The sequence below is a fragment of the Pseudomonas sp. RIT623 genome (assembly GCF_004519305.1).
In the GTDB taxonomy this organism is placed as follows: domain Bacteria; phylum Pseudomonadota; class Gammaproteobacteria; order Pseudomonadales; family Pseudomonadaceae; genus Aquipseudomonas.
In genome coordinates this window covers 181,413-191,731 of the sequence record NZ_SOZA01000007.1, presented here as the reverse complement: position 1 = coordinate 191,731, position 10,319 = coordinate 181,413, and the positions used below count along the sequence as shown (strand labels likewise).

11 protein-coding genes and 2 pseudogenes are annotated in these 10,319 nt (G+C 65.4%); all 13 read left to right on the top strand.

Annotated features, from left to right (window positions below):
• Nucleotides 1-11 precede the first annotated feature (11 nt).
• Nucleotides 12-782: a bifunctional demethylmenaquinone methyltransferase/2-methoxy-6-polyprenyl-1,4-benzoquinol methylase UbiE gene (gene ubiE / locus E3U47_RS07775; protein ID WP_134690476.1), complete on the top strand. Its 771-nt coding sequence runs from the start codon at nucleotides 12-14 to the stop codon at nucleotides 780-782.
• Nucleotides 782-1,408 carry an SCP2 domain-containing protein gene (locus E3U47_RS07770; RefSeq protein ID WP_134690474.1) on the top strand — a complete coding sequence of 209 codons (627 nt, stop codon included), beginning with the start codon at nucleotides 782-784 and terminating at the stop codon, nucleotides 1,406-1,408. The genes ubiE and E3U47_RS07770 overlap by 1 nt, the downstream gene beginning before the upstream one ends.
• On the top strand, nucleotides 1,405-3,018 hold the full coding sequence (gene ubiB / locus E3U47_RS07765; protein ID WP_134690472.1) for a ubiquinone biosynthesis regulatory protein kinase UbiB: 1,614 nt from the start codon (nucleotides 1,405-1,407) through the stop codon (nucleotides 3,016-3,018). Before E3U47_RS07770 ends, ubiB begins: the two co-directional genes overlap by 4 nt.
• 72 nt (nucleotides 3,019-3,090) lie before the next feature.
• Nucleotides 3,091-3,483 carry a phosphoribosyl-AMP cyclohydrolase gene (hisI, locus tag E3U47_RS07760; RefSeq protein ID WP_134690470.1) on the top strand — a complete coding sequence of 131 codons (393 nt, stop codon included), beginning with the start codon at nucleotides 3,091-3,093 and terminating at the stop codon, nucleotides 3,481-3,483.
• A 2-nt stretch (nucleotides 3,484-3,485) separates the two neighbouring features.
• Nucleotides 3,486-3,821, top strand: coding sequence for a phosphoribosyl-ATP diphosphatase (locus tag E3U47_RS07755; protein ID WP_134690468.1), 336 nt, complete (start codon nucleotides 3,486-3,488; stop codon nucleotides 3,819-3,821).
• Nucleotides 3,822-3,951: 130 nt separating this feature from the next.
• Complete coding sequence (locus E3U47_RS07750) at nucleotides 3,952-4,224, top strand: twin-arginine translocase TatA/TatE family subunit (RefSeq protein WP_110994127.1); 273 nt, start codon at nucleotides 3,952-3,954, stop codon at nucleotides 4,222-4,224.
• Between the two features lie 3 nt (nucleotides 4,225-4,227).
• Nucleotides 4,228-4,593, top strand: a complete 366-nt coding sequence (tatB, locus tag E3U47_RS07745) for a Sec-independent protein translocase protein TatB (RefSeq protein ID WP_134690466.1) — start codon at nucleotides 4,228-4,230, stop codon at nucleotides 4,591-4,593.
• Nucleotides 4,590-5,381, top strand: a complete 792-nt coding sequence (gene tatC / locus E3U47_RS07740; RefSeq protein ID WP_134690464.1) for a twin-arginine translocase subunit TatC — start codon at nucleotides 4,590-4,592, stop codon at nucleotides 5,379-5,381. The genes tatB and tatC overlap by 4 nt, the downstream gene beginning before the upstream one ends.
• Nucleotides 5,378-6,085 carry a 16S rRNA (uracil(1498)-N(3))-methyltransferase gene (locus E3U47_RS07735; protein WP_134690462.1) on the top strand — a complete coding sequence of 236 codons (708 nt, stop codon included), beginning with the start codon at nucleotides 5,378-5,380 and terminating at the stop codon, nucleotides 6,083-6,085. Before tatC ends, E3U47_RS07735 begins: the two co-directional genes overlap by 4 nt.
• A gap of 99 nt (nucleotides 6,086-6,184) precedes the next feature.
• Nucleotides 6,185-7,246: pseudogene (locus E3U47_RS25475) on the top strand (methyl-accepting chemotaxis protein); the annotation flags it as partial.
• The gene (locus E3U47_RS25470; RefSeq protein ID WP_372239492.1) at nucleotides 7,229-8,101 is read left to right on the top strand and encodes a methyl-accepting chemotaxis protein; all 873 of its coding nucleotides are present in this window, start codon (nucleotides 7,229-7,231) and stop codon (nucleotides 8,099-8,101) included. The pseudogene E3U47_RS25475 and the gene E3U47_RS25470, both read left to right, overlap by 18 nt.
• A gap of 99 nt (nucleotides 8,102-8,200) precedes the next feature.
• Nucleotides 8,201-9,346: pseudogene (locus E3U47_RS25465) on the top strand (methyl-accepting chemotaxis protein); the annotation flags it as partial.
• Nucleotides 9,329-10,201, top strand: a complete 873-nt coding sequence (locus E3U47_RS25460) for a methyl-accepting chemotaxis protein (RefSeq protein ID WP_372239491.1) — start codon at nucleotides 9,329-9,331, stop codon at nucleotides 10,199-10,201. The pseudogene E3U47_RS25465 and the gene E3U47_RS25460, both read left to right, overlap by 18 nt.
• The last annotated feature ends 118 nt before the right edge of the window (nucleotides 10,202-10,319 follow it).

Genomic DNA, 10,319 nt, shown 5'->3' with positions numbered 1-10,319 from the left:
GGTGAAGCGAAATGACCGACCAGCGCAAAGGCGACCACGCCGAACCCACCACCCACTTTGGTTACCAGGACGTGCCGGAAAGCCAGAAGGCGAAGAAAGTCGCCGAGGTCTTCCACTCGGTGGCCGCCAAATACGACCTGATGAACGACGTGCTCTCCGGCGGCATGCACCGCCTGTGGAAGCGCTTCACCATCGAACTGTCCGGTGTGCGCAGCGGCAACCGCGTGCTGGACATCGCCGGCGGTACCGGAGACCTGGCGGCCAAGTTCTCGCGTCTCGTAGGCCCGAGCGGACAAGTGGTGCTCGCCGACATCAACGAGTCGATGCTCAAGGTCGGCCGTGACCGCCTGCTCGACCGCGGCGTGTCCGGCAACATCGAGTTCGTCCAGGCCGACGCCGAGAAGCTGCCGTTCCCGGACAATCACTTCGACTGCGTGACCATCGCCTTCGGCCTGCGCAACGTGACGCACAAGGACGCGGCCATCCGCTCGATGCTGCGCGTGCTCAAGCCCGGCGGCCGGCTGTTGATCCTGGAGTTCTCCAAACCGACCAACAAGCTGATGTCCAAGGCCTACGACGCCTACTCGTTCGCCTTCATGCCGCTGGCCGGCAAGCTGATCACCAACGACTCGGAAAGCTACCGCTACCTGGCCGAATCGATCCGCATGCACCCCGATCAGGAAACGCTCAAGAGCATGATGGTCGAGGCCGGTTTCGACCGCGTCAGCTACCACAACATGACCAGCGGCATCGTCGCCGTGCACCGGGGAATCAAGCCCTGATGCTGCTCGCCGGCCTGCTTGCCAGCGTCGAGCACGGGCTCAACCGTGTGCTGCGCATGGACAGCACCGCGATGCCGCGCCTGGCCGCGCTGGAAGGCAAGGTCATCGAGATCGACTGTGTGCAGCCAGCGCTCAAGCTGTTCGTGCTGCCCGACGACGAGGGCCTGATGCTCGCCGCCCATTGGGAGGGCGAGGTCGACTGCACCCTGCGCGCCCCCGCCGGGCGCCTGGCGCAGTTGGCCCTGGCACAGGACAAGACCGCGGTGCTGCACAGCCCCCAGGTGGCGTTGCATGGCGACAGTGCCGTGCTGCTCGACCTGGTCGGCGTGCTGCAGGATCTCGAGCTGGACTGGGAGTACGAGCTGTCGCGCTGGCTAGGCCCGGTGGCCACCGCGTTGATCGCCGGCCACGTGCGCCTGCGCACGCGCTGGACCCGGCAGGGCTTGAGCCGCTTCAGCCAGAACCTCTCCGAGTACCTGGCCGAAGAATCCCGTACCCTGGTCGGCAAGCGCGAGGCCGAAGCCGCCTTCAGCGAGCTCGACGCCCTCAAGATCGACATCGAACGCCTCGAGGCGCGCCTGCGCCGCCTCGCCGCCCATTCTCCTGATACCAGCGATAACGCATGAAGCTGCTCGCCGTCCGCCGTCTGTTGCGCATCCAGCGCGTCGTGATCCGCTACCGCCTCGATGACTTGCTGTTCGAACAACCCCTGCTGCCCTGGTGGCTGGCCAGCCTGCGCCTGCTGATGCCCTGGCGCTGGTTGCCGCGCAAGCCCTCCGCACTCAGCCGTGGCGCTCGGCTGCGCCTGGCCTTGCAGGACCTGGGGCCGATCTTCATCAAGTTCGGCCAGTTGCTCTCTACCCGCCGTGACCTGCTGCCCACCGACATCGCCGACGAGCTGATGCTGCTGCAGGACCGCGTGCCGCCGTTCGACCCACAACGGGCCGTGGCGCTGATCGAGGAGCAACTCGGCGCCAAGGTCGGCGAAGTGTTCAGCCGCTTCGATGTCGAGCCGCTGGCCTCGGCCTCGGTGGCCCAGGTGCACGCCGCGCGGCTCAAGAGCGGTGAAGAGGTGGTGGTCAAGGTGGTGCGCCCCGGCCTGAAGCCAGTGATCGCCCAGGACCTGGCCTGGCTGTTCCTGATCGCCAAGGCCGCCGAGCGCGCCTCGGCCGACGCCCGCCGCCTGCACCCGGTGGAAATCGTCGGCGATTACGAGAAGACCATCTACGACGAGCTTGACCTGCTGCGCGAGGCGGCCAACGCCAGCCAGCTGCGGCGCAACTTCGAAGGCTCCGAGCTGATGTACGTGCCTCAGGTGTACTGGGACTTCTGCCGGCCCAAGGTGCTGGTGATGGAGCGTATCTATGGCGTGCCGGTCACCGACATGGCCACCTTGGCCGACCAGCGCACCGACATGAAGATGCTCGCCGAGCGTGGCGTCGAGGTGTTCTTCACCCAGGTCTTCCGCGACAGTTTCTTCCACGCCGACATGCATCCGGGCAACATCTTCGTCAGCACGGTCAAGCCGTGGAGCCCGCAGTACATCGCCATCGACTGCGGCATCGTCGGTAGCCTGACGGCCGAGGACCAGGACTACCTGGCGCGCAACCTGATCGCCTTCTTCAAGCGTGACTATCGCCGTGTCGCCCAGTTGCACATCGATTCTGGCTGGGTACCGGCACAGACCAAGGTCAACGAGTTCGAGGCGGCGATCCGCACCGTGTGCGAGCCGATCTTCGAGAAACCGCTCAAGGATATTTCCTTTGGCCAGGTGCTGATGCGCCTGTTCCAGACCGCGCGGCGCTTCAACATGGAAGTCCAGCCGCAGCTGGTGCTACTGCAAAAGACCCTGCTCAACATCGAGGGCCTCGGTCGTCAGTTGTACCCCGACCTGGACCTGTGGAGCACCGCCAAGCCGTTCCTGGAGCGCTGGATGCGCGAGCGCATGAGCCCCAAGGCGGTGATCGGCAACCTGTACAGCCAGGCCGAGCAACTGCCGCACCTGGCCGACATGACCCGCGACCTGCTCGAGCGCCTGTCGCAGCCGCACCTGCACGACCCGCAACTGCCCGAGCGCCGCCGCGCCGGTGACAACTGGGCGCTACGCCTGCTCGGCGCCGGCCTGCTTGGTGGTGGCGCGACCCTGGCCGCCGGTGCCGCCAGCCTCAGCGCCCCGGCCGCCTGGCCCGCCTGGTTGATGCTGGCTGCCGGCCTTTACCTGATCGTGCGCCGATAGCCAGCCGCGCGGCTGGCTGGCACACTAGCGCACAGGGGCCCGGTACGGGAGCGGGCCCGTTTGGAGTCGACGATGAAAGACTGGCTGGACGAGATCAAGTGGAACAGCGAGGGCCTGGTACCGGCCATCGCCCAGGACCACAAGACCGGGCGCGTGCTGATGATGGCCTGGATGAACCGTGAATCCCTGGCCCTGACCGCCGCCGAGCATCGCGCCATCTACTGGTCGCGCTCGCGGGGTAAGCTATGGCGCAAGGGCGAGGAGTCCGGCCATGTGCAGAAACTGCACGAAATGCGCCTGGACTGCGACGCCGACGTGATCATCCTGATGGTCGAGCAACTGGGCCATATCGCCTGCCATACCGGCCGTGAAAGCTGCTTCTACCGGGTCTTCGAGGACGGCCAGTGGAAAACCGTCGATCCGGTCCTGAAGGATCCGCACGCCATCTACAGCGCAGGGCACTGAACATGAGCGACACGCTAAATCGCCTCGCCGAGGTGCTCGAGGAACGCAAACACGCGGCGCCAGACAGCAGCTACGTGGCCAGTCTCTATCACAAGGGTCTGAACAAGATCCTCGAGAAGCTCGGCGAAGAGTCCATCGAGACCATCATCGCCGCCAAGGATGCCGCCGCCAGCCAGGATTACCGCGATGTCATCTATGAAACCGCGGACCTGTGGTTTCATAGCCTGGTCATGCTCAGCGCGCTGGGCCAGCATCCGCAGGCGGTGCTCGATGAGCTGGAGCGCCGCTTCGGGCTTTCCGGGCATGACGAGAAGGCGGCGCGGCAGCCGTCTGCCTGAATGATTGCAGAGGGGCGCGTTGCGCCCCTTTCGCGGCGCAAGGCCGCTTCCTACAGGGGCCGTGCCGCGATGGGCTGCACAGCAGCCCCCAGGGCCCGATAGACCGACACATATTTTTCAGGAGTACGAAATGGGCATTTTTGACTGGAAACACTGGATCGTCCTGCTGGTCGTCGTGGTACTGGTGTTCGGCACCAAGAAGCTGAAGAACTTCGGCAGCGACCTGGGCGAGTCGATCAAGGGCTTTCGCAAGGCCATGAACGAAGAAGAAACCAAGCCGGCCGAGCAGACCCCGCCGCCAGCCCAGCCAGTGCCGCCGGTGCAGAACACCGCGCAACAGGCTCAGGGCCAGACCATCGAGGGCCAGGCCCAGCCGGTCCAAGAGCCGCAGCGGAAAGACTGAGCCATGTTCGGCATCAGTTTCAGCGAGCTGCTGCTGGTCGGCCTGGTCGCCCTGCTGGTGCTCGGCCCCGAGCGCCTGCCGGGGGCCGCGCGCACCGCCGGGCTGTGGATCGGCCGCCTCAAGCGCAGCTTCAACGCGATCAAGATGGAGGTCGAGCGCGAGATCGGTGCCGACGACATCCGCCGCCAGCTGCATAACGAGCACATCCTGCAGATGGAGCAGGAGGCCAAGCGCATCCTCAACCCTCTGGCGCCCGCTCAGCCCCCGGCCAGCACCGAGACGCCCGCCACACCTGCCGCCGAGTCTGCGCCCACGCAGCCAAGCGCAACGCCATCCTCCGAACCGTCACCACCGCCGCGAGCCCCATGAGCGAGAATCCGGAACATGACCAGCCAATGCCGCTGGTCTCGCACCTGACCGAACTGCGCACCCGCCTGCTGCGTTGCGTCGCCGCCATCTTCCTGATCTTCGCTGGGCTGTTCTCCTTCGCCCAGCAGATCTACACCCTGGTCTCGGCGCCGCTGCGCGCGCACTTGCCGGCCAATGCGACGATGATCGCCACCGACGTGGCCTCGCCGTTCCTGACACCGTTCAAGTTGACCATGATCGTTTCGCTGTTCCTGGCGATTCCGTTCATCCTGCAGCAGATCTGGGGCTTCATCGCGCCGGGCCTGTACCGCCACGAAAAGCGCATCGCCATCCCGTTGCTGGTGTCGAGCATCTTCCTGTTCTATGCCGGCATGGCCTTCGCCTACTTCCTGGTGTTCCCGCTGATCTTCGGTTTCTTCGCCAGCGCCACCCCTGAAGGCGTGTCGATGATGACCGATATCGCCAGTTACCTGGACTTCGTCATGACCTTGTTCTTCGCCTTCGGGGTCGCTTTCGAGATCCCGGTGGCGGTGGTGCTGTTGGTGTGGATCGGCGTGGTCGATGTGCAGTACCTGAAAAAGATCCGCCCGTACGTGATCATCGGTTGCTTTGTGGTCGGCATGATCCTCACCCCACCGGATATCTTCTCCCAGACCCTGCTGGCCGTGCCGATGTGGATGCTGTTCGAGGTCGGCGTGCTGTGTGGCAGCCTAATCCGCAAACGCAGCCATGCGCGCGAAGAAGCCGGTAACGACCATAACGACCAGCCGCCAGCGACCCAATCGTGAACCTGTTGCTCCTCGAAGAGGCCGACTTCGTGTCGGCCGACCGCGTCATCCTGGCCGATCGCCGTTTCACCCACATGCAGGAAATCCACCGCGTGGCGGTGGGTGACAGCCTGCGCGTGGGGCGTATTGGCGGGCTCATGGGCAAGGCCGAGGTGGTGCGCCTTGCAGGCCATGAAGCCGAATTGCAGGTGGCTTTCGACCAGCCCCCTCCGGCCAAGTTGCCACTGACCTTGGTGTTGGCCGTGCCACGGCCGAAGATGTTGCGCCGGCTGTTTCAGACGGTCGCCACCCTGGGCGTGCCGCGGCTGATCCTGGTCAACAGCTACAAAGTGGAAAAGAGCTTCTGGCAGACGCCGTTCCTCAACCCCGAGAGCATCCGCGAAAACCTGATCCTCGGCCTTGAGCAGGCGCGTGACACGGTGCTGCCTGAGGTGATCATCGAGAAGCGCTTCAAGCCGTTCGTCGAAGACCGCCTGCCCGCGATCGCCGCCGGCACCCTTGGCCTGGTCGGCCACCCCGGGCCTTATCCCGCCTGTCCGCGCGCTGTTGAGCAAGCGGTGACCCTGGCGATTGGCCCGGAAGGCGGCTGGATTCCCTATGAAATCGACCTGCTGGGCAAGGCCGGGCTGGCGCCGGTACAGCTAGGCGACCGGATCCTGCGAGTAGAAACGGCTGTGACTGCCTTGCTTTCGCGAATTTTCTGACAAGCAGGTCAGCTTTTTCTCATCAAGTTTCCCCGACGCGCGCCGATGGCCTGTGCAAGAAAACAATAATCCGCACTGCCACGCGTCGGGGAGTCGTCTATGTACCGTTGGTTCGCCCAGTCTCTGGGAAATATGAGCGTCAACCGCAAGCTGGGGATAGGTTTCGGCCTGGTCCTGCTGCTGACCCTTGCCATCACCTTCACCGGCTGGCTGGGCCTGGACAGCGTAACCAGCCGTGGCGACAAGCTCGGCAATATATCGGTGATCCACCAGTACACCCAGGACCTGCGCATCGCCCGCCAGCACTATGAGCGTAACCGCGACCAGGCCGGCGTCACCGAGCTGGAGAAGGCCCTGGCCAACCTCGAGCGTCAGGTGCAGTCCATGCTCGGCCAGATCGAACTGCCAGCCGACCGCCAGCGCCTGGAGCAGCAGCGCGATGCCGTGCGCCAGTACCAGCAGGCGTTCAACGACCTCAAGCAGGCCGACCAGCGGCGCAGTGCCAGCCGCCAGGTGCTGGGCGACAGCGCCGACCAGGCCGCCGAGCTGATCGGCGAGGTCCAGCAGCGCCTGCTGCAGGCCGGCGATATCAGCCAGTACCAGCCCGCCGTGGAAGTCAGCACGCAGTTGCAGCAGGCGCGCTTCCAGGTGCGCGGATACACCTACAGTGGCAAGGCCGAGTTCCAGCAGACCGCGCTGCAGGCCATCGACCAGGCGCTGGCGGTGCTCAAGGCGTTGCCAACCAAGCTACCCGCCGAGTACGCCGCCGGCCTCGACGACGCCGCCAGTGCCTTGGCCGCGTACCGTGATGCCGTGTTGCAGGTGGGTAACGCGCAGGCTGCCAGTGAACAGGCGCTTGCGCATATGGCTGCGCAGGGCACCGTGCTGCTGGACACCAGCCTGCAAATGAGCGCCTCGCAGACCCAGGTTCGCGACCAGGGTACCCAGCAAGCCAAGACCCTGCTCGCCGGTGCCACCGCCCTGGCCCTGCTGCTCGGCGTGCTGGCCGCCTTCGCTATCACCCGGCAGATCATCGTGCCGTTGCGCCAGACCCTCGCCGCCGCCGAGCGGGTGGCCGGCGGTGACTTGCGCCAGGACCTCAAGGCCGAGCGCCGCGACGAACTGGGTCAGTTGCAAGCGAGCATGCAACGCATGACCCAGAGCCTGCGCGAGCTGATCGGTGGCATCGGTGACGGCGTCACGCAGATCGCCAGCGCGGCCGAGGAGCTGTCGGCGGTGACCGAACAGACCAGCGCCGGGGTCAACAACCAGAAGGTCGAGACCGACCAGGTGGCCACCGCCATGAACGAGATGGCCGCCACCGTGCAGGAAGTGGCGCGCAATGCCGAGCAAGCCTCGGAGGCGGCGTTGGCGGCTGACCAGCAGGCCCGTGAGGGCGACAAGGTGGTCGGCCAGGCCATCGCCCAGATCGAGCGCCTGGCAAGCGAAGTGGTGAACTCCAGCGAGGCGATGAATCAGCTCAAGGCCGAAAGCGACAAGATCGGCAGTGTGCTCGACGTGATCAAGGCGGTGGCCCAGCAGACCAACCTGTTGGCACTCAACGCCGCCATCGAGGCGGCCCGGGCCGGCGAGGCCGGGCGCGGCTTCGCCGTGGTCGCCGACGAGGTGCGTAGCCTGGCCCAGCGCACCCAGCAGTCCACCGAGGAGATCGAGGAACTGATCGCCGGTCTGCAGAGCGGCACCGAGCGGGTGGCCAACGTCATGGACAGCAGTCGCGCGTTGACCGACAGCAGCGTCGAACTGACCCGTCGCGCCGGTGGTTCGTTGGCCACCATCACCCACACCGTGTCGTCGATCCAGGCGATGAACCAACAGATCGCCACTGCCGCCGAGCAGCAGAGCGCGGTGGCCGAGGAGATCAACCGCAGCGTGATGAACGTGCGCGATATCTCCGACCAGACCTCGGCGGCCAGCGAGGAGACCGCCAGCTCCAGCGTCGAGCTCGCGCGCCTGGGCACCCACCTGCAAGGCCTGGTCGGGCGCTTCCGTCTGTAAACCGCGCCGTTGCGGGCCGCAGGAATTTTCCTTCAGCCCGCAACGACTCTTCCTACCCGAATTGCAGGCCCCGTCCGGCAGCTTCTCTGTCGATGAGCGATGACCATAGCGGCAAAGTGCCGCTATGGCCTTCTCTCAACTGGACGGAGACCCGCCATGTTCACTTATCTCGACCGCAAACTCGGCAACCTCGGCGTCAGGCACAAGCTCGCCCTGGGCTTCGCCGTGGTGCTACTGCTCACCCTGGCCACTACCATCAGTGGTTGGCGCGCGCTGGATGGCTCCATCAGCCGCTCGGTACAGCTCAGCGAGATCGGTGCGATCAACGATCTGACCAAGGACCTGCGGGCTGAGCGCATCACCTTTCGCGTGCTCAACGACAACAACAGCAAGGCCCGTATCAGCAGCGTGCTCGACCAGATGCAAAGCCGCCTGAGCACGTTGCATCAACGCAGCAATGTCGACGAGTCACGCCAGTTGCTGGACCAGATGATCGAGCTGTTGCAGCGGCTGCAGGACGACTTCAGCGCCCTGCAGCGCGCCGTCGACAGCCGCGAGGGCCTGCGCACGGCAATGCTGGAGCAACTCGAGACCCTGCAGAAGGTCGTCGACGACCTGCAAACCCAGGCGCTGTTGAAAATGCCTGGCGATGGCCAGCAGGGTAGCGTCCTGGGGTTGATGGACACCCTGAGCCGCCATGTCGAAACGGCTAGCCAGCAGAGCAAGGTGCCGGCTTACTCCTTCGGCCCACGTGAAAGCTTCGCCAAGGTAGGCGATGCCGCGCTGGAAGCGGCGGACACCAGTCTCGAACAGTTGTTGCGCGGTGTCGCGCCGCTGGAGTTATCGACGCAGTTGACCCAACGTCCCGGCACCGAACTTGGCCGTTATCGCACCAGTCTGCAACGCTATCGCACGGTCGCGCTGGAGGTGGAGCGGCTGCAGGACGACATGGAGAAGATGGGCGAGCAATTGCGCGCTGCCAGCCTGCAGCTGGGCGATCGCAAGATCAAGCAACGCGATAGCGAGGCCGTGGCCGACCGCTCGCTACTGACCGGCGTTGCGGTATTGGCATTGCTGGTGGGCGTGATTGCCGGTTGGGTCATCACCCGTCAGATCACCGGCCCGCTGCACCAGGTGCTGGCACAGGCTGCGCGCATTGCCCGGGGCGACCTCAGCAAGGTGGAGACGGTCGAACGCCGCGATGAGATGGGCCAATTGCAGGCCAGCATGCGGGAAATGACCCTGAGCCTGCGCGATCTGCTCGGCGGCATCGACCAGGGCGTTGGCCACCTGTCCCGGGCCGCCGCGGAGCTGGCGACTTCCAGCGTCGACACCCGCGAGCGGATCAACCAGCAGCGTGAAGAAACCGACCAGGTGGCCACGGCGATGAACCAGATGAGCGCCACGGTGCAGGAGGTGGCGCAAAATGCCGAGCAGGCGTCGATGGCCGCGACCACCGCCGATAGCCAGGCACAGTTGGGTGACCAGGTGGTGGCCGAGGCAATCTCACGCATCGAGCAACTGGCCGGGCAGATGGACCACTGTCTCGAGGCCATGGGCCACCTGTCGGGCGAGAGCCAGCGGATCGGCTCGATTCTCGATGTGATCAAGTCGGTATCGGAACAGACCAACTTGCTGGCGCTCAACGCCGCCATCGAGGCGGCGCGGGCCGGTGAGGCCGGGCGGGGGTTCGCCGTGGTCGCCGACGAGGTGCGCGGGCTGGCCCAGCGTACGCAGCAGTCGACCGAGGAAATCGAGCAACTGATCGACAACCTGCATCGCGGTACTGACGAAGTGACCCGCTTGCTCGACAACAGCAAGGACCTCACCAGCAAGAGCGTCGAGCTCAGCCGCAAAGCCGGCGACGCGCTGGGGCAGATCACCGCGACGGTGTCGACCATCCAGGGCATGAACCAGCAGATCGCGACGGCCAGCGAGCAACAGAGCGTGGTGGCCGAGCAGATCAACCGCAGCGTGATCAATGTGCGCGATGTGTCCGATCGAACCAGCGTGGCCAGTGAGCAGACCGCGGTGTCGAGTGGCGAGTTGGAGCAGCTGGGGCAGCAATTACGCGGGATGGTGGGCCGGTTCAGCCTGTGATGCCCGCATCGCATCGCATCGCGCCGCGGTGATGGGCAGCGGCTGAGCTGGCGCGCCGGCTTGTAGGAGCCAGCCGTGCTGGCGAACCAGACGCTGCGGTGGATGGCACCGACTATGC

Excerpts from the sequence above, each read along its gene's own strand:
- ubiE (WP_134690476.1), top strand. The coding sequence starts at position 12 with ATGACCGACCAGCGCAAAGGCGACCACGCCGAACCCACCACCCACTTT.
- E3U47_RS07770 (WP_134690474.1), top strand. The coding sequence starts at position 782 with ATGCTGCTCGCCGGCCTGCTTGCCAGCGTCGAGCACGGGCTCAACCGT.
- ubiB (WP_134690472.1), top strand. The coding sequence starts at position 1,405 with ATGAAGCTGCTCGCCGTCCGCCGTCTGTTGCGCATCCAGCGCGTCGTG.
- hisI (WP_134690470.1), top strand. The coding sequence starts at position 3,091 with ATGAAAGACTGGCTGGACGAGATCAAGTGGAACAGCGAGGGCCTGGTA.
- E3U47_RS07755 (WP_134690468.1), top strand. The coding sequence starts at position 3,486 with ATGAGCGACACGCTAAATCGCCTCGCCGAGGTGCTCGAGGAACGCAAA.
- E3U47_RS07750 (WP_110994127.1), top strand. The coding sequence starts at position 3,952 with ATGGGCATTTTTGACTGGAAACACTGGATCGTCCTGCTGGTCGTCGTG.
- tatB (WP_134690466.1), top strand. The coding sequence starts at position 4,228 with ATGTTCGGCATCAGTTTCAGCGAGCTGCTGCTGGTCGGCCTGGTCGCC.
- tatC (WP_134690464.1), top strand. The coding sequence starts at position 4,590 with ATGAGCGAGAATCCGGAACATGACCAGCCAATGCCGCTGGTCTCGCAC.
- E3U47_RS25470 (WP_372239492.1), top strand. The coding sequence starts at position 7,229 with ATGCAACGCATGACCCAGAGCCTGCGCGAGCTGATCGGTGGCATCGGT.
- E3U47_RS25460 (WP_372239491.1), top strand. The coding sequence starts at position 9,329 with ATGCGGGAAATGACCCTGAGCCTGCGCGATCTGCTCGGCGGCATCGAC.